The 23,817-nt window shown below is 52.4% G+C and carries 25 protein-coding genes; 16 read left to right on the top strand and 9 right to left on the bottom strand.

The window, feature by feature from the left end:
• Nucleotides 1–59 precede the first annotated feature (59 nt).
• Nucleotides 60–503, bottom strand: coding sequence for a helix-turn-helix domain-containing protein (locus tag PsB1_RS08690; protein WP_284360488.1), 444 nt, complete (start codon nucleotides 501–503; stop codon nucleotides 60–62).
• A gap of 375 nt (nucleotides 504–878) precedes the next feature.
• Here PsB1_RS08690 and bamD point away from each other — a divergent pair, with 375 nt between their 5' ends.
• From bamD to PsB1_RS08665, 5 genes are all read left to right on the top strand, one after another.
• Nucleotides 879–1,793 carry an outer membrane protein assembly factor BamD gene (gene bamD / locus PsB1_RS08685; RefSeq protein ID WP_320412729.1) on the top strand — a complete coding sequence of 305 codons (915 nt, stop codon included), beginning with the start codon at nucleotides 879–881 and terminating at the stop codon, nucleotides 1,791–1,793.
• Between the two features lie 49 nt (nucleotides 1,794–1,842).
• Nucleotides 1,843–3,534 (top strand): DNA repair protein RecN, encoded by a 1,692-nt coding sequence (gene recN / locus PsB1_RS08680; RefSeq protein ID WP_284360487.1) that lies wholly within the window; start codon nucleotides 1,843–1,845, stop codon nucleotides 3,532–3,534.
• A gap of 30 nt (nucleotides 3,535–3,564) precedes the next feature.
• Nucleotides 3,565–5,706, top strand: coding sequence for an NAD-dependent DNA ligase LigA (ligA, locus tag PsB1_RS08675; RefSeq protein WP_284360485.1), 2,142 nt, complete (start codon nucleotides 3,565–3,567; stop codon nucleotides 5,704–5,706).
• 64 nt (nucleotides 5,707–5,770) lie between these two features.
• A complete protein-coding gene (locus tag PsB1_RS08670) occupies nucleotides 5,771–6,532 on the top strand; it encodes a hypothetical protein (RefSeq protein WP_284360484.1) in 762 nt (253 codons plus the stop codon).
• Nucleotides 6,533–6,594: 62 nt separating this feature from the next.
• Entirely contained in the window at nucleotides 6,595–7,119 is a 525-nt protein-coding gene (locus PsB1_RS08665; protein ID WP_284360483.1) for a GNAT family N-acetyltransferase, read from the top strand.
• Here PsB1_RS08665 and PsB1_RS08660 read toward each other — a convergent pair.
• Nucleotides 7,097–7,360: a DUF3297 family protein gene (locus PsB1_RS08660; protein ID WP_284360482.1), complete on the bottom strand. Its 264-nt coding sequence runs from the start codon at nucleotides 7,358–7,360 to the stop codon at nucleotides 7,097–7,099. The genes PsB1_RS08665 and PsB1_RS08660 overlap by 23 nt on opposite strands.
• A 109-nt stretch (nucleotides 7,361–7,469) precedes the next feature.
• On the opposite strand from PsB1_RS08660, the gene PsB1_RS08655 reads away from it, so the two are divergent.
• The gene (locus PsB1_RS08655) at nucleotides 7,470–8,609 is read left to right on the top strand and encodes an aminotransferase class I/II-fold pyridoxal phosphate-dependent enzyme (RefSeq protein ID WP_284360481.1); all 1,140 of its coding nucleotides are present in this window, start codon (nucleotides 7,470–7,472) and stop codon (nucleotides 8,607–8,609) included.
• On the opposite strand, the gene PsB1_RS08650 is transcribed toward PsB1_RS08655, so the two are convergent.
• The 3 genes from PsB1_RS08650 to PsB1_RS08640 form a co-directional block, all read right to left on the bottom strand.
• Nucleotides 8,584–8,937: a nuclear transport factor 2 family protein gene (locus tag PsB1_RS08650; RefSeq protein ID WP_284360480.1), complete on the bottom strand. Its 354-nt coding sequence runs from the start codon at nucleotides 8,935–8,937 to the stop codon at nucleotides 8,584–8,586. The two genes, PsB1_RS08655 and PsB1_RS08650, sit on opposite strands and share 26 nt — an antisense overlap.
• A gap of 117 nt (nucleotides 8,938–9,054) precedes the next feature.
• Nucleotides 9,055–9,351: a hypothetical protein gene (locus tag PsB1_RS08645; RefSeq protein WP_284360479.1), complete on the bottom strand. Its 297-nt coding sequence runs from the start codon at nucleotides 9,349–9,351 to the stop codon at nucleotides 9,055–9,057.
• A gap of 212 nt (nucleotides 9,352–9,563) precedes the next feature.
• Nucleotides 9,564–11,063, bottom strand: coding sequence for a CoA-acylating methylmalonate-semialdehyde dehydrogenase (locus PsB1_RS08640; RefSeq protein ID WP_284360478.1), 1,500 nt, complete (start codon nucleotides 11,061–11,063; stop codon nucleotides 9,564–9,566).
• 205 nt (nucleotides 11,064–11,268) lie between these two features.
• Here PsB1_RS08640 and PsB1_RS08635 point away from each other — a divergent pair, with 205 nt between their 5' ends.
• A complete protein-coding gene (locus tag PsB1_RS08635; RefSeq protein ID WP_284360477.1) occupies nucleotides 11,269–12,669 on the top strand; it encodes an alkaline phosphatase PhoX in 1,401 nt (466 codons plus the stop codon).
• Nucleotides 12,670–12,699: 30 nt separating this feature from the next.
• Here PsB1_RS08635 and trmFO read toward each other — a convergent pair whose 3' ends face one another.
• Nucleotides 12,700–14,100, bottom strand: a complete 1,401-nt coding sequence (trmFO, locus tag PsB1_RS08630) for a methylenetetrahydrofolate--tRNA-(uracil(54)-C(5))-methyltransferase (FADH(2)-oxidizing) TrmFO (RefSeq protein WP_284360474.1) — start codon at nucleotides 14,098–14,100, stop codon at nucleotides 12,700–12,702.
• A gap of 223 nt (nucleotides 14,101–14,323) precedes the next feature.
• Here trmFO and PsB1_RS08625 point away from each other — a divergent pair, with 223 nt between their 5' ends.
• On the top strand, nucleotides 14,324–15,232 hold the full coding sequence (locus tag PsB1_RS08625) for a hypothetical protein (RefSeq protein ID WP_284360473.1): 909 nt from the start codon (nucleotides 14,324–14,326) through the stop codon (nucleotides 15,230–15,232).
• Here the strand turns inward: PsB1_RS08625 and xth are convergent.
• From xth to erpA, 3 genes are read right to left on the bottom strand one after another with little or no spacing between them, the layout of a single operon-like run.
• Nucleotides 15,210–15,992 carry an exodeoxyribonuclease III gene (gene xth, locus PsB1_RS08620; RefSeq protein ID WP_284360471.1) on the bottom strand — a complete coding sequence of 261 codons (783 nt, stop codon included), beginning with the start codon at nucleotides 15,990–15,992 and terminating at the stop codon, nucleotides 15,210–15,212. The two genes, PsB1_RS08625 and xth, sit on opposite strands and share 23 nt — an antisense overlap.
• 33 nt (nucleotides 15,993–16,025) lie before the next feature.
• Complete coding sequence (locus PsB1_RS08615) at nucleotides 16,026–16,730, bottom strand: nitroreductase (RefSeq protein WP_284360470.1); 705 nt, start codon at nucleotides 16,728–16,730, stop codon at nucleotides 16,026–16,028.
• A gap of 31 nt (nucleotides 16,731–16,761) precedes the next feature.
• Nucleotides 16,762–17,091 (bottom strand): iron-sulfur cluster insertion protein ErpA, encoded by a 330-nt coding sequence (gene erpA / locus PsB1_RS08610; RefSeq protein WP_284360469.1) that lies wholly within the window; start codon nucleotides 17,089–17,091, stop codon nucleotides 16,762–16,764.
• A gap of 159 nt (nucleotides 17,092–17,250) precedes the next feature.
• On the opposite strand from erpA, the gene PsB1_RS08605 reads away from it, so the two are divergent.
• The 8 genes from PsB1_RS08605 to tatC all read left to right on the top strand — a co-directional run bounded on the left by PsB1_RS08605 (nucleotide 17,251) and on the right by tatC (nucleotide 23,814).
• Nucleotides 17,251–18,432 carry a deoxyguanosinetriphosphate triphosphohydrolase gene (locus tag PsB1_RS08605; RefSeq protein WP_284360468.1) on the top strand — a complete coding sequence of 394 codons (1,182 nt, stop codon included), beginning with the start codon at nucleotides 17,251–17,253 and terminating at the stop codon, nucleotides 18,430–18,432.
• Nucleotides 18,433–18,498: 66 nt separating this feature from the next.
• Nucleotides 18,499–19,398 carry an SPOR domain-containing protein gene (locus PsB1_RS08600; protein WP_284360466.1) on the top strand — a complete coding sequence of 300 codons (900 nt, stop codon included), beginning with the start codon at nucleotides 18,499–18,501 and terminating at the stop codon, nucleotides 19,396–19,398.
• Nucleotides 19,399–19,421: 23 nt separating this feature from the next.
• Nucleotides 19,422–20,483, top strand: coding sequence for a beta-N-acetylhexosaminidase (nagZ, locus tag PsB1_RS08595; RefSeq protein ID WP_284360465.1), 1,062 nt, complete (start codon nucleotides 19,422–19,424; stop codon nucleotides 20,481–20,483).
• A complete protein-coding gene (locus tag PsB1_RS08590; RefSeq protein ID WP_284360464.1) occupies nucleotides 20,483–21,283 on the top strand; it encodes a segregation and condensation protein A in 801 nt (266 codons plus the stop codon). The genes nagZ and PsB1_RS08590 overlap by 1 nt, the downstream gene beginning before the upstream one ends.
• A complete protein-coding gene (scpB, locus tag PsB1_RS08585) occupies nucleotides 21,283–22,050 on the top strand; it encodes an SMC-Scp complex subunit ScpB (RefSeq protein ID WP_320412728.1) in 768 nt (255 codons plus the stop codon). The genes PsB1_RS08590 and scpB overlap by 1 nt, the downstream gene beginning before the upstream one ends.
• A 132-nt stretch (nucleotides 22,051–22,182) precedes the next feature.
• Entirely contained in the window at nucleotides 22,183–22,413 is a 231-nt protein-coding gene (locus tag PsB1_RS08580; protein ID WP_284360463.1) for a twin-arginine translocase TatA/TatE family subunit, read from the top strand.
• 43 nt (nucleotides 22,414–22,456) lie between these two features.
• On the top strand, nucleotides 22,457–22,978 hold the full coding sequence (gene tatB / locus PsB1_RS11845; protein ID WP_320412727.1) for a Sec-independent protein translocase protein TatB: 522 nt from the start codon (nucleotides 22,457–22,459) through the stop codon (nucleotides 22,976–22,978).
• Nucleotides 22,975–23,814 carry a twin-arginine translocase subunit TatC gene (gene tatC / locus PsB1_RS08570; RefSeq protein WP_284360461.1) on the top strand — a complete coding sequence of 280 codons (840 nt, stop codon included), beginning with the start codon at nucleotides 22,975–22,977 and terminating at the stop codon, nucleotides 23,812–23,814. Before tatB ends, tatC begins: the two co-directional genes overlap by 4 nt.
• Nucleotides 23,815–23,817: the final 3 nt, after the last annotated feature.

Genomic DNA, 23,817 nt, shown 5'->3' with positions numbered 1-23,817 from the left:
AATCTAGCATTGTTCAATGCGCCATGGGTCTATCATGGTTCACTGATGGGGATCGTGTGTCATTGGCTAAGAACTTTAGCTAAGGTAAAGAGAGCAAAGGCGATCTCTGGGTTCTTTAGTTTACCAATCACGTCTAACCATTGCTCTAACGGAGGTGATGAGGGATGCAAATGGTTTGGACCCCCTGTTTGCTCCAGCGTAATGGATTGGTGTTCTCTCAAAGCTAAACCATCGAAGAAGTAGCCAACTGGTACGCTAAGCTCGTGGGCAATTTGTGCTAAACGACCAGCGCTGACACGGTTTGTACCTGCCTCGTACTTTTGTATTTGTTGATAGGATATTTCTAGAGCAAGTGCGATTTGGTCCTGTTTCAGACCAAGCGCTGTACGCCGCCGCCGAATGGCTTCACCTACTTGTTTATCGATGAAAGCGGCTTCATTGGCACGAGCTGCTTTGCGATTTTTTTTGATGCGGCCTCTAATGTTTGCTGGGGCGGTTGGCATTTTATCTCCCTCAGGTATAAGCCTTCAAAAAACCATCATTTTTTATTTGCAAGCGGCTAGCTAATCTACATTAATATGAATGCAAGAGTAGGATCTTATAAATTTGCAGACATTTCCGCTCTAGCTTGAACAATATTTGACTAAGAATTGTTTTAAGTCGTTAAGCCGTGAATTGTTGAATCTTGCGACGACGGTCTGTTTGGATGATTGAACGAATAAAAGGTCAAAATCCCCTCATCCACTGGCAACCAAGTTCCAAGCAAACCACATGAGCATGTCATCCAAGCAAGATAAGTTCGCGGTGGGGAGATCAACCGCCTTTTACAGCTTCCCGTCGGCGCAGAAGCTAGGTAAAGATGATCTGGGGAAGGGCAAATGGCCCGGAGTTTTATTGTGAAGCAAGCAAAATATCGAAATCTATGCGTAGTGCCTCTTTTTCTTTGTCTTTTGGCTGCCTGCCAATCAGGACCAAGTGGATCTAAATCGAACAAGGCTCCAGCCTATGTGGAACGGCCGGTGGACTTGCTATATAACAACGCACGCGATCAATTGAGTAAGCGCAATTATAGCGAGGCTGTAACAGGTTTTGAGGAAGTGGATCGTCAACACCCTTATTCGGAATGGGCACGGCGCGCATTACTCATGACAGCCTACGCAAATTATCAACAAAACAAGTATGAAGAAGCCATAGCCGGGGCACAGCGCTTTGCTGCACTTTACCCAGGCAATGACAGCGCAGTGTACGCTTATTATCTGATAGCCATTTGTTATTTTGAGCAGATTGTTGACGTGGGTCGCGATCAGAGGATGACGGAATTGGCTTTGGCCGCCCTCAATGATGTGGTGCAGCGCTATCCACAAAGTGAATATGCCCGCGATGCACGCCTAAAGATTGATATGACGCAAGATCAGTTGGCAGGCAAGGAAATGGAAATAGGCCGTTATTATTTGCGCGAAGGCCAGCATTTGGCGGCACTTGGCCGGTTTCGGCGCGTGGTGGATTTATATCAGACCACAACCCACGTACCCGAAGCACTGCATCGGTTGGTTGAGACCAATCTTTCCCTAGGCTTATGGGATGAGGCCACCAAAGTCGGCGCTGTATTGGGCTATAATTATCCTGGCTCTGAATGGTATGAAGCCAGCTACAAGTTATTGACGGCGCGTGGCATCTCTCCGAAGATAAAACCACAACGCCGCAGCATGTTTCAAAAGGCCAAGCACCCCAAAAGTGAGGTTAAGAAGCTGAAAGAACCACCAGCCCCAAGCAAAAGTAAATCCAGAAAATGAGCTGTTTGCATTACATTTTTCTACGATCTATTGGCGGGCTTGCCTCAGCATGTTGAGTTTGCTTTCGATCCGCGACGTTGTACTCATTGAGGCACTCGATTTAGAGATTGAGCCAGGTTTTACTGCGCTGACTGGGGAGACCGGGGCAGGAAAATCCATTTTGTTGGATGCGCTTGGTCTAGCTTTAGGGGAGCGCGCGGATCGCAGTTTGGTACGAAACGGGGCGCAGCGTGCACAAGCCACCGCTGTGTTTGAGATTGAGCCCGCCCATCGGGCGCATGTTGTGCTACAAGAATGTGATCTGCCTCCTGCCGAAGAGGGGCGGATCGTGTTGCGCCGTTCCATCGGCTTGGATGGCAAGAGCCGTGCCTTTGTCAACGATGCACCTGCCTCGGTCAACGCCTTGCGGAAATTGGGCGCTTGTTTGCTTGAAATCCATGGACAGCATGCCTCCATCGGCCTGATGGACCCGACTACGCATCGCGATCTTCTTGATGTGTTTGCAAAAGCCAGTGTTCTTAAAGCTACGGTTGGGCAAGCGTGGCGCACACTTGAAGATGCTAAGGCCCAATTGGAGGATGCGCTATCGCGCGCGCGACGCGCCTCCACAGATCGCGATTATCTCGCCCACGTTCTTGATGAGTTACAAAAGCTTGCGCCTCAAGCAGGTGAGGAAGCGGCTTTGGATGTGGAGCGACGAGCCTTAATGGGATCTGAAAAGGCCGCCAGCGCTCTAAAAGATGCGGCGGACGCACTATCGGATGGCAAGGCCGAACAGCGTATGGCGACAGCCTCGCGGGCTTTATCGCGGGTTGGTAAGCCTGATGGCGAAGGAGCTAATACATTATCCCAAGCGGTTGACCAAGCTGCTGGCGCGTTGGAGCGCGCGTTGAATGAGTTGTCTGAAGCGCAAGGGTGGATGGCGCGCGCGGGTGATGCGTTAGATGGCGATCCGGGTCGGCTGGATCGTATTGAAGAGCGGCTGTTTTCGCTACGCTCCGCGGCTCGCAAACATGGTGTCACAGTCGATCAATTACCCGAAACCCTTCAAAGGGCCGAAGCCAATATGGCCGCCATCGATCACGCCGATGAAGCCATTCAAATTGCCAAAGCTGCTCTAAGTGAAGCCCAAAGCGCCTATGACAAGGCTGCCCTTTCTTTGTCGCAGATCCGCCACCAAGCTGGTTTGGCGCTGGAAGGTGCAATCGCGGTTGAGCTACCGCCCCTTAAACTTGAAAAAGCGCGCTTTCGCACCAAAGTGGATACTGACTTAACCCGCTCGACCAAGGATGGTATCGACAAGGTGACGTTTGAAATCGCGGCTAACCCCGGCGCGGGCTTTGGCGAATTGTCGGAAATTGCTTCTGGGGGTGAATTGTCCCGTCTGTCACTTGCGTTGAAACTCGTGCTATCGAGTGAGGGCGGGACCTTGGCTATGGTGTTTGATGAAGTCGATCATGGCATAGGTGGTGCAACCGCTGACGCTGTTGGACGTCGCTTGGCGCGCTTGGCGCAAACAGCTCAAATCCTTTGCGTTACCCATAGCCCGCAAGTCGCTGCGCGGGCCAAAAGTCATTGGCGCATCGAAAAGCGCGTGGTGGATGGGATCACCCGCACCCATGTAACCCCCTTATCGGATGGTGCGCGTGAGGAAGAATTAGCGCGCATGCTGTCGGGTGCTCTGATCACCGAACAAGCGCGCGCCGCCGCGCGGGCTTTGGTTGCCACACCTGCCGATTGACGCACCCAGCGCACAGGTTATTTCAGAGACATGAACTTAGCGCATCACCCTGTTGATTCCCTCACCAAGGAACAAGCCGCCAGTGAGCTGGCCCGGTTGGCGCAAGTGATCGGGGAAAATCGTCGCGCCTATTATCAAGATGATGCACCCACTTTAAGCGATGCCGATTATGACGCCCTAGAGCGGCGTAATCGCCTGATTGAAGAGCGCTTTCCAGCTTTGGTTCGCCCCGATAGTCCATCGGCAAGCGTAGGTAGTGCCGCCTCCACCAAATTTGCGAAGATACCCCATCGTATGGCGATGTTATCGCTCGATAATGCCTTTACCCGCGAGGATGTGAACGATTTTTTAGGGCGGGCGCAGCGGTTTTTAGGGCTGCCTGACACCGCGCTCCTATCCTGCACGGCGGAGCCGAAGATTGACGGGCTGTCTCTTAGTGTGCGTTATGAAAAGGGCCAGCTTGCCTATGCCGTCACACGTGGCGACGGCAAAGAAGGCGAGGACGTCACCGCCAATGTCTTGACCATGGCGGATATTCCAAAAAGACTTGCCAACAGCGATTGGCCAGAGATTTTAGAGGTGCGCGGCGAAGTCTATTTGAGTCACCAGGCTTTTGGCGCGCTCAACCAAGCCCAAATCGCCGCTGGCCTGCCAATTTATGCCAATCCACGCAATGCAGCAGCAGGTAGCTTGCGCCAAATTGATCCCGCCATCACTGCCCAGCGTCCTTTGAGTTTTTTTGCTTATACGTGGGGGGAGATCAGTGCCCCCATTGGCGATACACAGGTCCAAGCGGTGGCGAACCTCGCCAAATGGGGCTTCCTGACCAACCAGGATATGAAGTTGTGCGCAAGCGCGGACGAATTGATCGCCCATTATGAAGACCTCGGCCAGCGCCGAGGAGAGCTTGGCTATGACATCGATGGGGTGGTCTATAAGATCAATGATTTAGCGCTTCAGGCCCGCTTGGGCATTGTCACGCGCTTCCCGCGTTGGGCGATTGCCCACAAGTTTCCCCCCGAACAAGCGGTAACCGTTTTAGATGCGATTGATATCCAAGTGGGGCGAACCGGGGCTCTAACCCCGGTTGCGCGGCTGCGTCCTGTTACGGTCGGCGGGGTCGTCGTATCCAATGCCACTTTGCACAATGAGGATTTTATTGCCGGCAAAGCGCTTGATCGTGTCAGCGGCTTACCTGTGCGCGGCGGTAAGGATTTGCGCATCGGCGATCATGTTGTGATCCAACGGGCGGGCGATGTGATCCCACAGATTGTCGATATCTTATTGGATAAGCGCGATAGCCAAAGCGCGCCTTTTGCGTTTCCCCAAATCTGCCCTTGTCCACTTGCGACGCCTGCTTTGCGTGGCGGTAGCGATGTAGGTGGTGAAGAAGAGATTGTGCGCCGCTGTACGGGGGAGTTTGCCTGCCCATTTCAGCGCTTGCGGCATTTAGAATTATTTGTCAGCCGCAAAGCCTTTGACATCGACGGCTTGGGTCCGCGCCAGCTCCAAGACTTTTTCGACCAAGGCCTAGTGAAAGAGCCCGCCGATATCTTCAAATTGGCTGGGCATCGCGACATTTTGGCGGGCCAGGAGGGGTATGGCGAAACTTCGCTCAACAATCTTTTTGCTGCCATTGATCGACGACGCGATATTGAGCTGTCGCGCTTCATCTTTGGCCTTGGTGTGCGTCACATTGGGGAAACGACAAGTGGGATTTTGGCGCGCACTTTTGGTTCGTGGCGGACGTTCTTTGATACAGTAAAGCGGGCGTTGGCTGATCGATCCGGTGAGGCCTATCAGCAGATTGCCACGATTGGTGGGCTTGGCCCGGTTGCGTGTGATGCCTTGCTCGATTTCTTTGACGAGCCCCATAATCAAGAAGCGGTAGAGCGCTTATTGCTCGAGGTCGTCCCGCGCGATGCACCGCCACCCGTGTCTGACAGTGCCGTCGCTGGGCTGACGATTGTGTTTACCGGCAGCTTGGAAACCATGACCCGGGATGAAGCGAAAGCCCAAGCAACGCGTTTGGGCGCCAAGGTTGCGGGCTCGGTGTCGGCCAAAACCGATCTGGTTGTGGCGGGGCCGGGGGCGGGCTCTAAACTCGCTAAAGCCAGTGAACTGGGTGTGCGGGTCATAAGTGAAGCCGAATGGGCTGCCTTGATTGGCTAAGGCCCGCCTTTTTCTTACCGCGCTTTAATGTGCCAAACGGGGCCAGTTCATTCATGATGGCGCAATGGTCACGGCGCTAGATTGGCAAACCTACCCACAAATGAGTTCACGCGGCCTGTCGGTACCGGTGCGCGTCGCGACGCGCCTGGGTGCGCTTCTGGTATGGCTTGGGCTGGGTTTTGCGCTGATGCTCTCTTCGCCACAGACTCCGGAGGACTTACCTGAGCTTCAGCCTATCTCGGTTGCTGTTGATCCCTTATTGCCCTTGCCGCCAATGCCAAAGCCGATTGTGCGCAAACAGTCCCTGCCTGCCGTTTCGGATCGGGTCGCAAACTTGAGAAGCCCAATTGTTAATTCCTTGACCAACACGCAGGCACCGATACAAGAACAAGCTGCATCGTCTGAGGCACCCCCGAATGCACAAATTGGAGCGTCTGCGCCACAAGGCTTGGCTGCAAGCAATCGCGCCATTATCCAAGCGCAACAATGCGTTCAATTGGATCCCAAAGACCGCCCACCCGATTGCCCGCCCAATGACGTGCTCAAACAATTGCTGGAGCGCGCTCGTGGCCCCCATTATCGCCCAAAAAACGTCACCGCTTTCACCAGCAATGAAATGCGCTGGCGCGATGTGCCCCCACCGTGCCTTGAAGATGGTGAGAGTTATTCCAACAAAGGTGGCGTGACATGTTTTCGTATCGGCACGCCGCCATCGCGGGTGCGTTCGCCCAAAGAGATTTGTGAAGCCAAAGGGATTGATGCCTGTGCGCCTACCCCATCTCAAGATGCGGTAAAAGCTGCACTCAAAATACGCAATAGTCCTTAAGTGTCGCGTGCTTAAGGCACCAACCCATTGCAGGCTAAGCTTTTTTTGAATAGGGTGCAGGGATGCTCACCAGCGCGCCGACTCTAACAACGCCAAACCTGCTTTTGCGCGCTCACAACCGCCAGGATTACGACCGCTTAGCCGCCATGTGGGCTGAACCTTTGGTGTTCAAACATATTGGTGGGCGTGCCTCGACCGCCCAAGACGCGTGGTTCCGCTTATTGCGCTACATGGGCCATTGGCAGGTGATGGGCTATGGTTATTGGGCGGTGTGTGAGCGGGAAAGCGGGCTTTATATTGGCGATGTTGGTTTGGCCGATCATAAGCGCGGCCTGCACCCTGATTTTGACGGCGCACCTGAAGCAGGATGGGTGATCCGGCCGGAAGTGGCAGGGAAAGGCTATGCCACCGAAGCGACTGGTGCGATTTTGGCTTGGTTTGAGAAAAGCCATGGCCCACAACGCACCGTGTGCATGATTGAAAAGAGCCATAGCGCCTCGATCAAAGTCGCCTCCAAATTAGGCTATGAGCGCTTCACCGAAATCACCACCGGGCAAGACCCGATCAGTCTGTTTCAGCGCCTTTAATCCACGCTTCAACCGGCCCTTTTTGCAGGATGGTCAAAGGATTGCCCTTGCGGTCAACCTTATTGCCTAAAGCTAAACGCACCCAGCCCTCGGAGATGCAATATTCTTCGACATTGGTTTTTTCTTCACCCTTGAAGCGAATGCCAACCCCTTTTGCCAATATCTCTTCATTATAGAAGGGGCTGCGGGGATTGACGCTCATGCGGTCAGGTAGGGCGGTGGTTTGTGATGGTTCCGTCATGGGCAGTGCTTAGCCTAAATTGCGCGCCAAGCTCAAGAGCATGGGGTGTAGTGCGGCAGGTGTAGCCCCCTCCTCGACATCGCTGGCCAGTCGGCCTTAAACACGGGCTATGTCCGTCTCCATCGAACCCTTTCGCGCCATCGCGATCAGCCGCCAAGCCCATGCCATGCAAGCGGAAGGTCGAAGCGTTATCCATATGGAGTTTGGGCAACCCTCCACCGGCGCGCCGTCTAAAGCCCTTGCAGTCGCGCATCGCGTTTTGGACAGTGAGGCGATGGGCTATTGGGAAAGCACGCCGCTCAAACAGGCTTTGGCGGCACGCTATCTTGATCGCCATCAGGTGAACCTTGACCCTGAACGCATTATAGTGACGTGCGGGGCCTCGCCTGCACTGGTTTTGGCGCTCAGTTCCGCCTTTAATCCTGGTGACACTATCGCTTTTGCTTGCCCGGGCTATGTCGCATATCGCAACACAGTCAAAGCGCTGCATCTGTCACCCATGGAGATACGCTGTGGGGCCGAGAGCCACTTTCAACTCAGCGCCGCCCATGTTGAAGCGTTGGACCCCAAACCTGCGGGCGTGATCCTCGCAAGCCCCGCCAATCCAACCGGCACCATCATCGCGGCAGCGGAGTTAAAAGCCATAGCCGAAGTCTGTGCCAGAAAGAATATTCGCATTGTGTCCGATGAAATCTATCACGGGCTAAGCTATGCCGGTCCCACCCATTCGTTGCTGGAATTTGCACCAGAAGCCCTTATCATCAATTCGTTTTCCAAGTATTTTTCAATGGCCGGCTGGCGATTGGGGTGGCTCGTGGCACCTTCTGATCTTGTCGATGCAGCACGGGCGCGCGCAGGCAATATGTTTTTGACGGCACCATCCTTGGCGCAACATGCGGGCTTGGCTGCGATGGATTGTAACGGCGAACTTGATGCCCATGTCGCGACTTACCGGACCAATCGTGACATCATTCTGGCGGCCTTGCCTGCGATGGGGATTACCAAGATAGCTCCACCTGATGGCGCTTTTTATATCTATGCCGACATCGCCCATTTGACCCAAGACAGCTTGGGTTTTGCGCATCAGATTTTAGCCGATACGGGTGTGGCCATTGCACCAGGGGTCGACTTTGATCCCTATAGCGGCCACACCCATGTGCGCTTTAGCTTTGCGGTTTCAACGCCACTGATCGAAGAAGCAATGGCGCGTCTAACATCTTGGTTTAATAATAAAACCGCTCTTCGCTGATTTTACCACCAGCAACAGTGTAAAGCGCGATCTCATCCATGGCTATACGCTCACCAGATTCCTTATTGGTCACATCCATGGAAAAGCGCACGGCAAACTGATCGCCGTTCACATAGGGGCCATGGGCTTCGACGCTATGGACTTCATGGGCATTGTACCACCATTCACCCTTAGCGATCAGAGCCGGAATGCCTTCAGCGACACGCATCGGCCCATCCATATTTTCTATACTGCGAACATTTTCTGCCCAAAATTTAAGGCCAGCTTCATCTGATTGTCCGGCTTTGCACATATCGGTGAAAGCTTGGGCCACTTCTTGCGTATTCATTATATCTCTTCGTTCATACCCTCTGGCAGTTCAGAACAAACTATGAACAGAAAAACTTTTTGTTGGCAAGTTTTTTTTATGACAACAAATCAAGTGCGTGCAGAAACTCGTTTAGCTTTATTCAACCCCTAAGGCTTCAACGGCGGCACCACGCGCAGCACAGATGAGTAAACCCTTTTGGGTCACGCGATCCAGGAGCCAAGCCTCATGCGATCCCTTAGTCTTCAGCACAGTTTGTGTGGAGCCATCGAGTAATTCTTTCAAGATAGAGGTGAGCGTGGCCATTTTTTCAGATGTAAGCTTTGGACCAAGCTCGCTTTGCAGGCAGTCACAAAACGCTGCAGATTGGCCAGCCAATTGACACATAATCCTGGTGTCCATGACTACGCCCGCTACCGCGGCTGCATCCTTCATGATTGGGCTTACCGCTTGCAAGCCATTGTGCGCCAGCGGCTTGGCATTGAATTGGGACGGGGCTTCACCTTGCCCGCATCCAGCTATCCGTGCTTGCCAGGATCAAAAAGGCGGTCGTTATGCGCGCGGGTGTCTTGAACAATCTTTGTTTCATGGCGAACTTCTACCCACACCCGCCTTCACGAGATAGGCACATGTTCGTGATGGCAGTCCTATGACAATGTAGGGATGATGAAGCTTTGATCGACAATCGGCCCACCCTTGGGCCAGCGTTGGGTGACGGTTTTTGTGCGGGTGTAAAAGCGGACCCCGTCCATGCCATATTGGTTGAGGTCTCCAAACCCTGACCGTTTCCAGCCACCAAAGCTGTGATAGGCGACTGGAACCGGGATCGGTACATTGATCCCGACCATGCCGACTTCAACTTGATCGGCAAATTCGCGCGCGGCATCGCCGTTACGGGTAAAGATCGCCACCCCATTGCCATAGGGGTGTTTGGAGGCAAGCCCGATGGCTTCTTCAAAGGTCTGAGAGCGGATCATTTGAAGTACAGGCCCAAAAATCTCTTCCTGATAGGATTTCATCTCTGGGTTGACATGGTCAAACAGGCTGGGGCCAAGGAAGAAACCGTCTTCATAGCCTTGCAGCTTAAAGCCCCGCCCATCGAGCACCAATTCTGCCCCTTCATCTATGCCCATTTGGATGTAGGATTCAATACGGGCTTTATGGGTGGCTGTCACAACCGGGCCGTAATGGGCATCTGCATCGGTGGATATGCCCACGCGCAAGCCTTGGGCAGCAGCTACCAGTCTGGGTCGCAGCGCCTCTGCAGTTTTATCCCCGACTGCAACCACCACAGGCAGGGCCATGCAGCGCTCACCAGCAGAGCCATAAGCCGCGCCCATAATGTCAGCGACGGTCTGATCGAGATCGGCATCGGGCAAGATGATGCCGTGGTTTTTGGCGCCGCCCATGCATTGCATGCGCTTACCCATCGAAGCCCCGCGACCATAGACATATTGGGCGATATCGCTGGACCCCACAAAGGAAACCGCTTTGATATCGGGATGGTCGAGAATGGCATCCACCACCACTTTATCGCCCTGCACAACGTTGAGAACGCCCGCTGGAAGTCCTGCTTCCAATAGTAATTGCGCCAAAGCCAGTGGCACGGACGGGTCGCGCTCAGAAGGTTTTAGGATAAAGGCATTCCCACAAGCCAAAGCCGGTGCAAACATCCACATTGGAATCATGGCTGGGAAGTTAAACGGGGTAATGCCTGCAACCACACCTAACGGCTGGCGCATCGAAAAAACGTCAATGCCCGGTCCTGCGCCTTGGGTAAACTCACCCTTGAGCAAGTGCGGGATGCCACAAGCAAACTCAACCACTTCTAAGCCGCGCTGAATATCGCCCTTGGCGTCGGAAATGACTTTGCCATGCTCACTGGATAAAAGATGGGCGAGAGTATCCATATCGCGCTCTAGAAGGCGCTTAAATTCAAACAGCACACGGGCGCGACGCTGTGGGTTCATCGCGGCCCATTCTCCTTGCGCAGCCTTCGCAATTGCGACCGCAAGGTTTAGGTCTTCTACCGTACCCAAGCCAACTTGGGCCTGAATTTTACCCGTATTGGGGTTATAAATATCACTCAACCGGTTGGTATCTGAAGAGGTAGGTTTTCCAGCGATGAAGTGAGTGAGCCTAGGCATGAGAAGTCCTTGTATTGAGTATGGGACAGCAAATCTCGGATGACTTCCTTAAGGTCTATAGCTTTTGGCTACAAGCAGCACGCTCCTGAGTAAAAACAGGCCTTGTGCACCATGACTTGTGTCATCATAGCGTAATCAAATTTGCTTAATAACTGAGCACCCTCATAATGTATATACTTCAACCAATTATCAAGGAATTGCCCATATGAGCCTCTCGCGCCGCGGTATGTTAGCCCATAGTTTGACCCTCGCAGGTAGCCTTGCCTTTGCTGGTTATGCCCGTGCGGAAGAAATCCAAAGGGGGAGTTATGTTAACGAAGTCCAAGGCTATGGCCCCTTGGTTGCAGACAAAGCCAAAATCGTGGATTTACCACAAGGCTTTAGCTATCAGGTGATCTCAGAAGCCGGCCAGACCATGGATGACGGTCTGGTTGTCCCCCATATTCATGACGGAATGGGCTGTTTTGCCAAGGACGATGAGCGCGTTATTTTGGTCCGCAACCACGAGATTGCGCCGGATCAACGTCATTTTGGTGCCCTAGGGTTAAACGGGCGCTTAATCGATCGTTTGGACCGCACGAAAGTCTTTGATTTCGAGGATTCTGGCTTGCCAATCCTTGGTGGCACTACCCATGTGGTCTATAATCTCAAGTCTCGAAAGACCGAAGCGCAGTTTTTGTCTTTGATTGGCACCACGACCAATTGCGCAGGCGGTCAAACCCCTTGGGGATCTTGGTTGAGCTGTGAAGAATCGGTGCTTAAAAAAGGTCAAGGTGTCGGCAAGGACCATGGCTATGTTTTTGAGGTGCCTGCAAGCCATAAGGGCTTGGTTGATCCTGTGCCCATCGCTGGTATGGGCCGCTTCAAACATGAAGCTGCTTGCATCGATCCGCGAACTGGCATTGTCTATTTGACAGAAGATGTTGAAAATGGCCTCTTTTACCGTTTTTTACCCAATGATCATCGCAATCTGCTCAAGGGTGGGCGGCTTCAAGCCATGGGGCTTAAAGCTTTTCCAAAGGGGGCTGATACCGGCAATAAGTCGGAGATGATCTGGCAGCGTGGGCAGATGCTAGAAACGGTTTGGATCGACCTTGACGGCATAGATAGTCCCGATGATGATCTGCGGTTTCGCGGTTTTAAGCGTGGCGCTGCTTCGGTTTCGCGAGGGGAGGGCATTCATTTTGGCGTTGGCGAACTTTATTTGTGCGCAACTTCTGGCGGTCCAATCGGTTGCGGTCAGATTTTGCGCTATGTCCCTAGTGCACATGAAGGTCAGGTAGGCGAAACCGACCAGCCTGGGCGTTTGCAGCTCTTTTTGGAATCAATCAACGATAAAGTATTCGATTATGGTGACAACATAACAGTGGCGCCATGGGGGCATTTGTTTGTGTGCGAAGACCGCTACTCCGACACCTTGCGCAATCATCTGCGCATTGTGACACCTCAAGGTAAAGTGGCGACCTTTGCCCGCAATGTCTTTAAGGATAATGCCGAATGGGCGGGTGCAACCTTCTCTCCAGATGGCACGACTTTGTTTGTGAACGTGCAATGGCCGGGCTTCACCTTGGCAATCACTGGTCCTTGGCAAAGTTTCAAAACATAGATTCCATTAATAGGGTTCAATGAAATCGGTTTATCGTGCGTGTCTGGCGGCTTGATCTTGGCGATCGGGATTGGCACCCAGCCAGTTTGATACATCGAGAAGAGCGCGATCGGCTAAAGCCTTTTTGCGTAATCGACCCCGTTGCTTGCCCTTACCGCCAACATCCCCCGCGAGATCTGGAAAGAGGCCAAAATTGATGTTCATCGGCTGGAAACTGCCTTTACCGCCCCCGACATGCCCGGCGGTGACGTGGTTGAGAAGGGCACCCAAAGCTGTGGTAACGGGAGGCAGACTGGGCGCTTGCCCCAAACGTTCGTCCCGCGCGAAGCGCCCAGCCAAGAGACCAATGGCGGCACTTTCAACATAGCCCTCACAACCAGTGATTTGACCGGCAAATCGAATATCGCTGCGGGCTTTAAGCCTAAGGCTTGCATCAAGAAGCTTTGGGGCGTTTAAAAAAGTGTTGCGATGAATGCCCCCAAGGCGGGCAAATTGGGCATTTTGTAAACCCGGGATCAAGCGGATCACGTCGCTTTGGACCCCGTGCTTGAGCTTTGTTTGAAAACCGACCATGTTGAATAAAGTTCCCAGCGCATTGTCTTGACGCAATTGCACGACCGCCCAAGGCCGTTTTCCGGTGCGGGGGTCGGTTAGGCCAACTGGTTTTAATGGCCCAAAGCGAAGGGTTTCGCGCCCACGTTCTGCCATCACTTCAATTGGCAAACAGCCTTCAAAATAAGGCGTTTTTTCCCAATCCTTGAAGCTGGTTTTTTCTCCTGCCAACAAGGCATCGACCAAGGCCTCATATTGGTCCTTATCCATTGGGCAATTGATATAATCCGCGCCATCGCCCTCTGGGCCAACCTTGTCCCATCGGCTTTGTAACCAGGCGATGTCAAAATCGATGCTGTCGCGATGAACTATTGGGGCGATGGCGTCAAAAAACGACAATTCTTCTTCCCCAGTGATGCTTTGAACCGCTTGGGCCAAAGGGTCTGAAGTTAGGGGGCCTGTCGCGATGATGGTGCTGCCCCAGTTCGGCGGAGGCAGGCTCGTTATTTCTTCGCGAACAAGGGTGATTAAAGGTTCAGCCTCAATCGCTGTGGTTACCGCGGCTGAAAAGCTGTCACGGTCGACCGCTAAAGCAGAGCCTGCAGGAACCTTATGGGCATCTGCACAGGCCATGATCAGGGAGTTCGCCCGACGCATTTCTGCATGAATAAGGCCAACTGCATTGAACTCCCAATCATCAGAGCGAAATGAGTTAGAACACACAAGCTCTGCCAAGGCGTCACCTTGGTGGGCCTGTGTCATGCGAACTGGGCGCATTTCATGCAAGATCACAGGCAAACCGGCCCGGCTAATCTGCCAAGCCGCCTCGCTACCTGCTAAGCCGCCGCCGATGATATGAATAGGATCGTCGTTGGTCATTGTCCAAGACCTAGCGCACGAAGGACCAAGAGGGGAGGGGGGGTAAGCGGGCCGGCTGCAGTCAGCTCCCCTTCCCCCTTTTCATATAGATAACAATTTCGCATGTGTTTAATATACCAAACTTGCGTATCATGACTTATAGTATCCAAGGTTGGCTGGTCTTGATGGCGCTCTTAGAGGCGCACTGAGGCAAGATCACAAGGTACAGAATTAAAGGATGATCATGGTCCAGAATTTTTCCCCATCAGAAGCCGCCCTCTCGGTCATAAGTCTTGCGAGGCGGCAAGCGCAATTTGTGATGCGATTTTGCTTGATTTTTTCCACCACCATGCTGATTTCTTTGGCTTTGATGACGGTCACTGGGGTTAATGAAGCTCTATCCCGCTATGTTGGTTTAACCGCAACTGGACGAGTGCCATCTCCTGAAGCGGTGAGAGAGCTTTTAGGTCCTATCTTGCCATGGCTTGGGTTGCTTGTGGTGGTTAATCTGATCGTCAACGCACTGGTTGGTGGATTGGCGCTCCGAAAAACCGTGCTTGATCAAGAGCATGGCCAGTTTGGGTTGCAGTTTGGCCGGGATGAAATCAATTTGTTTGCTGGGGGCGTGGTTTATTTGGCGACGATTTTTCTTGTCGCACTAGGCTTTTCTATCGTCGCAGGCTTAGTATCTGGCCGTCATTCTGCATTAGGTGGCTTGGCCTTATTGGGTTTGGTTGCGGGTGTGATCACGGTCTCGCTTCGCATGGGACAGTTTGGTGTGTTGAGCATCGCACACAGGGGTGAGGTGGGGCTTGGTTTACGTGCATCGTTTCAGCAAACCGACAGGCGATTTTGGCATTATATGGGGGCTTATGTCTTATGGACCGTGATTGTCGTGTTCGCATCAACCATTGTGCAAGCGGTTGCAAGTTTGGGTGCCTTGGCCATGGGCACCAAAATTGGAACAGGTATACCCCAATCCTTGAATGATATGGCTTCGGCGGGTTGGCTATTTTATATTTTGGTTTATGGCATGGCTACGGGTTTTTTTAATTTGGGCTATTATTGTATCGGGGCCTATGCATGGCACCAAAGCAGAGGCGATTTATCCCCGCCGCAGGCCGACCAGCTTATAGACCAAAATCAGCCGTAACTGGCACATGATCTGAAGCTTTTTCTCGGCCACGCGCTGAGCGCCAAATTTTTACGCCTACAAGTTGATCAGCGGCTTGAGGGCTTAGAACAAAATGATCAATCCGGATGCCATGGTCTTTAGGCCATGCCCCAGCTTGATAGTCCCAGAATGTATATGCATGGTCCTCGCCAACTGCGGCCATGAAGGCATCGGTTAGGCCCAGATTGATCAATCGCTGCCACGCCGCGCGGCTGCTTGGTTGAAACAAAGCGTCGCCAATCCAAGCGTTTGCATCATAACAGTCTTGTGGGCGGGGAATGATGTTCCAGTCCCCAGCCAGTACAAGGGGCTCTTCCAAGGTCAAGAGGGATTGGACATGGGCATGCAGGCGCGCCATCCAACGTAATTTATAGTCAAATTTATCAGTGCCAATCGGATTACCATTGGGGCAATAAAGGCAAGCCAAGCGAACTGCCCCGCTTGGGATTGCCACTTCGACTTCAAGATAGCGCGCTTGGTGATCATCATCCTCGCCCGGCAGCCGAGATCGCGCGAGTTCAAAGGGCAATTTGGATAAGATCGCCACACCATTATAGCTTTTTTGCCCGTTAACAAAACACATATAGCCTGCTTCTTCGAGAGCATCGCGGGGAAATTTCGATTCCTCACATTTGAGCTCTTGGAGACATACCAGATCAGGTGCGGCTTCTTTCAGCCATGCAAGCAGATTTTGTAAGCGGGCATTGACTGAATTAACGTTGAAAGTGGCGATGCGCATCGAAAGGTCCTATGGGAAATCATTTACAAGCGTCTAGCTTAGACTAATTGCTTGTTCTTCTTGGGACGCGAAGCCTAAAAAAGTCGCAATCTCATCAAGATGCGCGCGCCCTGTGCGTAGCTGGTTGATTGGGGCTTTTGTATCTTCATAGCCCATGGCCATCGCACAATAAATCATTTCATGGGGTGCCAAGCCAAAATGCTGCCCGACGCTGTCACGCACCATGGCCCAAGCCTCCTGCATACAGGTAGCAAGGCCGCGTTCTTGGGCCACCAAGCAAATTGTTTGCATCAACATTCCCATATGCGCCCATTGGCCATGCCCCATGGCGCGGTCTATGACAAAGAAGATGGCTAGTGGTGCGCCAAAAAACTCATAATTTTTTGACATTTGTGCAAGACGACCCACACTATCTTCGCGCGCTATACCTAAAATCGCGTATAATGCCTCCCCGACCAGATAGCGACGCGTCCGATAAGGTTCATTCAGCTTTGGTGGATAAATGGGATAATCGCCCGCTTGCCCGAGTGGATTTTCTTGCAGACTATGCATGGCAATAGAACGCACCGCTTCTATTTCATGCCCTGTTATGACAATCATTCGCCAAGGCTGTAGATTGCCTCCTGAAGGGGCTGCGCGCGCGATCTCTAAAATGGCGCGAATCTCTGACAATGGGACAAGATCGGGCTTAAAGGCGCGCACGGATTTGCGTTGCTTAACCGCCTCTTCAACCTGCATTACCACCTCCTATGGGGTAAATGGGAATCTATTATACCGAAAAACTGACACCGCACCCGCAGGAAGATATGGCATTGGGATTGCGGATTTTGAAAGCTGAACCCATAAGATCTTCAACCCAGTCAATTTCGGCACCCTCCAAAAAAGGCATTGATACCTCATCCACAGCGACCCGGGCACCGTTTTTCTCGATAATAATGTCGTCTCCTCTAGCTTCGGCAGCAAAACCGAATTCATATTGAAAGCCAGAACAGCCGCCCCCATTGACAGCAACGCGAAACAAAGCCGCACCAGGTTCTGTTGCGATTAGCTGCTCAATTTTAGCCGCCGCCGCGTCAGAAACCAAAAAACCAGGGCTCATCACTTTATCCTTTTGCGCAAATCATCAAAACGACTTATGGCCCCAATAGCCCCAAGATAACTGACAAGAAATCTGGCAAGAGACCTGAGTTGAAATCGGTGGTTTTAAGTCATTGGTGTATCCCTATATGGGCTAGAAAGTTGCTTTGAGGAAGACCCTATGGCGAGCCAATATGTTACTGCCCCCTTTGCAGCAAATCCGCAGCTTAGTCGTGGCAGATGTTGGCGCGAGCCTGAAAGCCAAACAAGGTCCCCGTTTGAACGTGATCGTGATCGCATTATTCATTCCACGGGGTTTCGTCGCCTAAAGGGGAAGACCCAAGTATTTATCGCCCATGAAGGTGATCATTTTCGCACGAGGCTTACCCATTCCTTAGAAGTTGCCCAAATTGCCCGATCGGTTTCCCGCCGTCTTGGCTTAAACGAAGATTTAGCTGAAGCTTGTGCCCTCGCTCATGATTTAGGGCATCCCCCATTTGGGCATACGGGCGAACATGTTTTGGCAGAATGTATGAAGCCTTGGGGTGGCTTTGATCATAATGCCCAGACCTTGCGCCTACTGACCCGTCTTGAGCGGAAATATCCTAGTTTCGATGGTTTAAACCTCACTTGGGAAACCTTGGAAGGTACCTGTAAACACAATGGCCCAATGTTGCAGCCTGGGGTTGCATTGGACACGTTGGCACCTGTTTGGACTCATTTGAACGCTGAATTTGATCTGGACCTAACAACCTTTGCTTCGAGTGAGGCACAAGTCGCATCCGTTGCCGACGATATTGCCTATAATAATCACGATATTGACGACGCCCTCACGGGTGGGATCTTCACATTATCAGAGCTATGCGAAGCTGTTCCTTTGGTAGCCAATGTTTTTGCTTCGGTCCAAGTTGATTACCCCGATTTAGAGCGCAGCCGTGTTCAAGGTGAAGTCATTCGCCGATTGATTGGTATCTGGGTGCGCGATTTACTGGATGAAACCAGACGGCGTATTGCCCGATTTAATCCGCACTCGGTTGAACATGTCCGTGCTCTCCCTCAAGCTTTGGTTGGTTTTTCTGAGGAAATGACTGCTGAGGCCTCTTTACTGCGTCAATTTCTGTATACGAAAATGTATCGCCATTGGAAAATGAATCGTGCTCGCAGTAAGGCCCGGCGAATCATTCGGGAACTTTTTGAAGCTTTTTTGAATGAACCCGATACTTTGCCACCGGTTTGGCACGATCGACACAGCGACAATCCGGCGAAGGCAGCACGCCTAGTTTGCGACTATATTGCTGGAATGACTGATGATTTTGCGATTGATGAGCATCGACGCCTCTTTAATATTGACCGTACTTTGTAACAAAGGGCTGGCGCCGCATGAATTGATGGCTACAAGACTATTTGAATTTGGTGGGAGCTTTTAGTGATGACGAACCGAAATCGTGATTCCTTCGAGGACTATAATCCCGATGACCAAGATGATGGGTTTTTGACGTTTGACGCACGTGAAGAAGAAGAGGATCGCAGCCGGGGTCCCTTAATCATTGTTGGTTTTCTGGCTGTTTTGGCGCTATTTGGTGTGATTGCTTGGCAAGTCTATGCCAATAGCCGCGATGTCGGCCAGCCGCCGCAAGTAACCGCCGATGCTAATCCCGTCAAAACAGAGGCTGTGCCGGCCAACACGATTGCTGACAGTGATTTAGATAAGGGAGTGTTTGATGCAGCCAGTGGCGCTAATGCACCTGGGCTAGATGTCAAACCCCAAACCTCTGCAGAAGCGCCGATCTTGACCGATGGTAGTGCGGCCCCTGTGGCTGTCGCTCCTGCGCCAGTCGTCGTACCTGTTCCAGCAACGCCACCAGCCAAGCAAGGGGTGGCAGCCAGCCCGCCAGTCGATAAGCCTGCAACTAAAAGCGAACCAATGCCCGCGCCTAAAGTAGCGTCGACAAAGCCTGCTCCCAAACAAGTCGCCAGCATTGCTAAGGAAAAGCCAAGACCTTCTCAACCAAAAGCCGAGCCTGCTCCAAAACCTGCTCCACCAGTTAAACCCGTCCCTGTACCAAAGGCCGAAGCGACTGGCGCAGCTGGCTCTGGATTTGCCGCGCAATTGGGGTCTTTTAAAGACAAAGCCTCTGCAGATACAGCACTTGCACGCTTTCGTGCCTCTGGCTTGTCAGGTCCTGTGACAATTGTAACGGCAGATTTAGGCGCTAAAGGTACATGGTATCGCATCCGCGCCACCGGGTTTGAAAACCGGGGTGAAGTCACCGCATTTTGTGAAAAGGCCAAAAGTGCTGGCGCGCAATGTATTCCTGCTTCACGCTAATTTAGGGCTCGGGCGGCACCACCATGACTGTCGCCTTTATTGCAGATGTGGATGGTCTGAAACTCACACTTGGTGAGAAGCATCTGTTCGCACAAACCGACCCTTGGGCCTTTATCCTGTTTGGTCGCAATTGTGAGACTCCAGAGCAAATTTCAGCGCTTTGTAAGGATTTGCGTGCGGCCGTGGGCCGAAATTGTCTGATCTTCATCGATCAAGAAGGTGGGCGGGTGCAGCGCCTTGGCCCACCAATCTGGCCGCACCTACCGCCATTAGCGCTTTATGGTGCATTATGGTCTGACAGTCACGAGCAGGCTATCGAAGCGTGCCAGCTGCACCACCAACTCGCGGGATATATGTTGCGCGCGGTTGGGCTGAGTGCCAATTGCGTGCCATGCTTAGATTTGCGGGTTGCGGGCGCGCACCACGCCATTGGGGATCGGGCCTTTTCCAGCGAACCAGCTTGTGTTGCAAGCTTAGGGCAAGCCGCTTTGGATGGACTTCAATGCGCTGGCGTTGTTGGTGTGATCAAGCATCTACCTGGACAAGGCAGAGCGCACCTCGATAGCCATGAGGCTTTGCCGAAAATCACCGCTTCAAAAAAGGCGCTTAGAGCCGATATCGCCCCGTTCATGGCCTTGAAAGAAGCCCCCATTGGCATGGTGGGGCATATGGCGTTTAAAGCTTTGGACCCTGACCAACCTGCCAGCCTATCGGCAGCAGTGATTAAGCATTGGATCCGGGGCGAGATTGGATTTTCTGGCCTTCTCATCACCGACGATTTATCCATGGGCGCTTTGGATGGGCCGGATGATAGTAGGATTCGTAGGGCCTTTGATGCAGGATGTGATGTTACCATGCTATGTCATCGGCCGTTAGCTGCGCGTGAGGCAATTTTGAAAGAGGCCAAGGCGCTTGAAGGCGAGGCTCTCAAGCGGGCATTACGTGCCCAATCCCATGCAACCGAACCTAGCATAGCGTTTGACTGTACGCAGGTTCTTGCCCGCCATGCGGCTTTGACAGGCTACCTATGGCCGCCGCGATCCAAGATGGGCTGTGCAGATCCTACGACGAAGGCTTGGGCGTAATGGCCGGTGTTGATGTCCTCGAAGCGGCTTTAGCGCAGGTCCATGAAGCCAGTTTGGCCTTCAGTGTGGATTTAGACGGCTATGAAGGCCCCTTGCATGTGCTATTGCGGTTGGCCCGCGATCAGAAGGTGGATTTGCGTCGCCTGTCGATTTTGAAGCTCGCGGAACAATATTTGGAGTTTGTGGCGACAGCGCGCTCGTCGCGGATCGATTTGGCCGCTGACTATTTGGTGATGGCCGCTTGGTTGGCGTATCTTAAATCACGTTTGTTATTGCCCAAAAAAGAGCGGCCACAAGGCGAAGAGCCGGTGGAAGATATCGCTGCACACTTGGCTTGGCGCTTAGCGCGCTTGGATGCGATGCGTGCCAGTGCTGATGCGCTTTATCAGCGCCCACAACAAGGGCTTGATTTTTTTACCCGTGGAGCACCAGAAGAAACCGCTGTCACCGAAATCCCTTTATGGGAAGCAACCATCTTGGACTTGTTGCATGCCTATGCTATGCAGCGCGTACGCGGTTTCGAAACCAAGCATGAAGTTAAAGCTTGGCCGGTTTATTCGATTGATGAGGCGCGCAAAAGGTTGGAGGAACTGATACCTCGCGCCAAGGATTGGCAAGCTTTAGGCACCTTTGCCCCGTCCGCTACGGCCTTTGCCAAAAACCCACCTACGGCTGCATCGCGCTATGCCAGCCTATTGGCAGCGAGCTTAGAATTAACCAAGCAAGGTCGCTTATCGGTGCGCCAATTGGATCATGATGCGCCCCTTTATGTTAAAGCAGGCGCGGAGGTCGGGCTCTAATGGCAAGCGATCCAAACGATAACCACATTGATACTTCCCCTGAAGCCATTGCTGCGGCAGTGCGCAGTCTTGCGCGAGCAAAACCTGAGTTGGATTTGGTGGCGCGTGCCGATTTATCTGCCGACCCAGCACCTGATGTTGACCGCATGGTTGAAGCTTTGTTGTTTGCGAGTGCGCAACCTGTGCGCGCTTCTGCGATTGCTGCGCGCTTACCAGAAGGGGCTGATGTAGGCGGGGCCTTGGCGCGGTTGAAGCGGCGTTATGTCGGTCGTGGGGTCGTATTGGTTGAAGTGGCGGGCGGGTGGCGGTTCCAAACCGCACCAGACCTTGCGTTTTTGATGGAAGAACGCCGTGAAGAGCCTAAAAAACTATCCAAAGCAGCGCTCGAAACCTTAGCCATCATTGCCTATCATCAGCCTTGTACGCGCTCTGATATTGAGGATATACGCGGCGTTGGTGTGGGGCGGGGAACCTTGGATCTTTTAATGGAAATAGGGTGGGTGCGGGCCGGTGCGCGCCGCCAAGCACCAGGCAAGCCTTTAACCTACCGCACTACAAGGGATTTTTTGGCGCAGTTTAATTTAGCGAGTTTGGAGGATTTACCAGGAAAAGCCGATCTGCAAGCCCAAGGCATATTAGATGCACGTTTGCCGCCCGATTTTGAAATTCCACGCCCAATTTCAGCACCTGGTGGCGATGATGAAACCGACTATGAGCTTAATGACGGGGCAGATGTCGATTTCACACAAGACTTTTTTGAGCCGTAATTTCAGTGTAGGGGATAAAAGCTTGCATCAACGCCGCATAGTTTGCATTTAGTGGCTGGCAAGCTGTTTCATGCTAGCTTAAGAGCTTCTAATGGGCCCTGTTTTGGGCGGATCAGCTGAACGGAGAATAGGATGGGCAGTATGAGTCTAATGCATTGGCTGATTGTTGCGGGTGTGGCTTTGCTGGTTTTCGGCGGGCGTGGGAAACTGTCTTCAATTATGAAAGATGCAGCTGAAGGCATTAAAGGCTTTCGCAAAGGTCTATCTGAAGAGCCAACGGCAGCGGCAAGTGAAGCCGCCAAAGTCAATGACACCAACACCATTGATGTGAAGGCAAAGACTAAGTCCAAGACCGAAGCTTAATTCTGTTTTTGACCTCTAAGTTTGGGGTCAGGAGTCCTCATCCATGTTTGATTCAATCGGCTTACCGGAGCTGGCCGTCATTGGCACTATTGCTTTAATTGTCGTCGGGCCAAAGCAATTGCCTGGGCTGATGCGTAAAGCGGGCCAATGGACCGCGCGCTTACGCGGAATGGCTGCTGATTTTCGTGCCAATTTTGATGAAATGGCGCGCCAATCGGAATTGGATGAATTGCGCAAAGAAGTTGAAGCGCTGCGCAACCAAAATCCGTTGCAGGAGATTAAGGACGAACTGACCAAGCCGTTTGAAACTGGCATTGATCCCTATGCGCCTATCATGCCTTATGGTTCGAGCGAACCACCGAAGATAGCTGAACATAGCCCGTCTAAGGAGGCTATTAATACCACAGCTAAGCCTGATGCGCCCCAACCAAAGCGAGTGCGCAAAGCCAGACATGCTGAAGTCGAACCCATGCTTGCCCATGAGCCTGTGTTGGAACCAGCGCCCACCCTTAAAAAGGGACGCACGCCGCGCTTAACCAACAATCCTGAGGCAAAAGCGTCGTGAATGATCTGGTTCCCCATACCCAAGCCGACGCCCCATTAACACCCGATGAAGCGGCCATTGAAGCGACGCGCGCCCCATTGTTGGAGCATTTGATCGAGCTACGGGATCGATTGATTTGGTGTGTTGGCGCGATTGCGATCGGATTTATGATCTGTTTCTCAGTGTGGCACTTAATCCTGCAAGGCTTGTTGATCCCCTATGAGACGGCGGTGATGAAGGTGAAAGGGGCCCAAGCCCTCAAATCTGGTATGGGCTTGATTTTTACGGCACCATTGGAAACCTTTTTGACCCAGATAAAAGTCGCCATGTTTGGCGGGTTGTGCATTGCATTCCCGATGATTTCTTTTCAGCTCTACCGCTTTGTCGCCCCTGGCCTTTATAGTCATGAGAAACGTGCCTTCACACCCTTTTTACTGATGGCTCCGGTTCTGTTCTGCATGGGTGGTGCCATGGCTTATTTTGTGGTGATGCCGTTTGTTATGGAGTTTTCATTGCGTCAAGAGCTTACCCCCGGAATTGGGGCGGTCAGTGTTGTCTATCAAGGTAAAATATCTGAATATGTTGGTACCATCACCACTTTGATTTTGGGCTTTGGGGCTTGTTTCCAGCTTCCCATCGTACAATTACTTTTGGGCCGAGCTGGGATTGTGGACGGGCAAACTTGGCTCGATAACGGCCGTTATGCGATCTTTGGCATTTTTGTCGTGGCAGCGATTGTGACCCCCCCTGATGTGATCAGTCAAATTTCTTTGGCCATCCCTTTGATTATACTCTATTATGTTGGCGCTTTGTTGGTGAAGATGGGCGATCCAAAACCCGCAGAGACTGACAACTAAGAT

Origin of the sequence: Candidatus Phycosocius spiralis, assembly GCF_030158815.1 — a bacterium.
GTDB classification, from domain to species: domain Bacteria; phylum Pseudomonadota; class Alphaproteobacteria; order Caulobacterales; family Aquidulcibacteraceae; genus Aquidulcibacter; species Aquidulcibacter spiralis.
The sequence above is the reverse complement of the archived record's forward strand: the minus strand, read 5'-3'. Positions and strand labels throughout refer to the sequence as shown.

What these genes read in the sequence shown, in the direction of transcription:
- PsB1_RS08615 (WP_284360470.1), bottom strand. Translation starts at nt 16,730, where the DNA reads ATGCAGGTTGAAGAGGCGGTTAAGCAACGCAAATCCGTGCGCGCCTTT.
- PsB1_RS08635 (WP_284360477.1), top strand. Translation starts at nt 11,269, where the DNA reads ATGAGCCTCTCGCGCCGCGGTATGTTAGCCCATAGTTTGACCCTCGCA.
- PsB1_RS08670 (WP_284360484.1), top strand. Translation starts at nt 5,771, where the DNA reads ATGGTCACGGCGCTAGATTGGCAAACCTACCCACAAATGAGTTCACGC.
- PsB1_RS08600 (WP_284360466.1), top strand. Translation starts at nt 18,499, where the DNA reads ATGACGAACCGAAATCGTGATTCCTTCGAGGACTATAATCCCGATGAC.
- PsB1_RS08590 (WP_284360464.1), top strand. Translation starts at nt 20,483, where the DNA reads ATGGCCGGTGTTGATGTCCTCGAAGCGGCTTTAGCGCAGGTCCATGAA.
- recN (WP_284360487.1), top strand. Translation starts at nt 1,843, where the DNA reads ATGTTGAGTTTGCTTTCGATCCGCGACGTTGTACTCATTGAGGCACTC.
- PsB1_RS08665 (WP_284360483.1), top strand. Translation starts at nt 6,595, where the DNA reads ATGCTCACCAGCGCGCCGACTCTAACAACGCCAAACCTGCTTTTGCGC.
- PsB1_RS08625 (WP_284360473.1), top strand. Translation starts at nt 14,324, where the DNA reads ATGGTCCAGAATTTTTCCCCATCAGAAGCCGCCCTCTCGGTCATAAGT.
- PsB1_RS08690 (WP_284360488.1), bottom strand. Translation starts at nt 503, where the DNA reads ATGCCAACCGCCCCAGCAAACATTAGAGGCCGCATCAAAAAAAATCGC.
- bamD (WP_320412729.1), top strand. Translation starts at nt 879, where the DNA reads ATGGCCCGGAGTTTTATTGTGAAGCAAGCAAAATATCGAAATCTATGC.
- scpB (WP_320412728.1), top strand. Translation starts at nt 21,283, where the DNA reads ATGGCAAGCGATCCAAACGATAACCACATTGATACTTCCCCTGAAGCC.
- PsB1_RS08660 (WP_284360482.1), bottom strand. Translation starts at nt 7,360, where the DNA reads ATGACGGAACCATCACAAACCACCGCCCTACCTGACCGCATGAGCGTC.
- nagZ (WP_284360465.1), top strand. Translation starts at nt 19,422, where the DNA reads ATGACTGTCGCCTTTATTGCAGATGTGGATGGTCTGAAACTCACACTT.
- PsB1_RS08605 (WP_284360468.1), top strand. Translation starts at nt 17,251, where the DNA reads ATGGCGAGCCAATATGTTACTGCCCCCTTTGCAGCAAATCCGCAGCTT.
- tatB (WP_320412727.1), top strand. Translation starts at nt 22,457, where the DNA reads ATGTTTGATTCAATCGGCTTACCGGAGCTGGCCGTCATTGGCACTATT.
- trmFO (WP_284360474.1), bottom strand. Translation starts at nt 14,100, where the DNA reads ATGACCAACGACGATCCTATTCATATCATCGGCGGCGGCTTAGCAGGT.
- PsB1_RS08640 (WP_284360478.1), bottom strand. Translation starts at nt 11,063, where the DNA reads ATGCCTAGGCTCACTCACTTCATCGCTGGAAAACCTACCTCTTCAGAT.
- PsB1_RS08650 (WP_284360480.1), bottom strand. Translation starts at nt 8,937, where the DNA reads ATGAATACGCAAGAAGTGGCCCAAGCTTTCACCGATATGTGCAAAGCC.
- erpA (WP_284360469.1), bottom strand. Translation starts at nt 17,091, where the DNA reads ATGAGCCCTGGTTTTTTGGTTTCTGACGCGGCGGCGGCTAAAATTGAG.
- PsB1_RS08645 (WP_284360479.1), bottom strand. Translation starts at nt 9,351, where the DNA reads ATGAAGGATGCAGCCGCGGTAGCGGGCGTAGTCATGGACACCAGGATT.
- PsB1_RS08580 (WP_284360463.1), top strand. Translation starts at nt 22,183, where the DNA reads ATGGGCAGTATGAGTCTAATGCATTGGCTGATTGTTGCGGGTGTGGCT.
- xth (WP_284360471.1), bottom strand. Translation starts at nt 15,992, where the DNA reads ATGCGCATCGCCACTTTCAACGTTAATTCAGTCAATGCCCGCTTACAA.
- ligA (WP_284360485.1), top strand. Translation starts at nt 3,565, where the DNA reads ATGAACTTAGCGCATCACCCTGTTGATTCCCTCACCAAGGAACAAGCC.
- PsB1_RS08655 (WP_284360481.1), top strand. Translation starts at nt 7,470, where the DNA reads ATGTCCGTCTCCATCGAACCCTTTCGCGCCATCGCGATCAGCCGCCAA.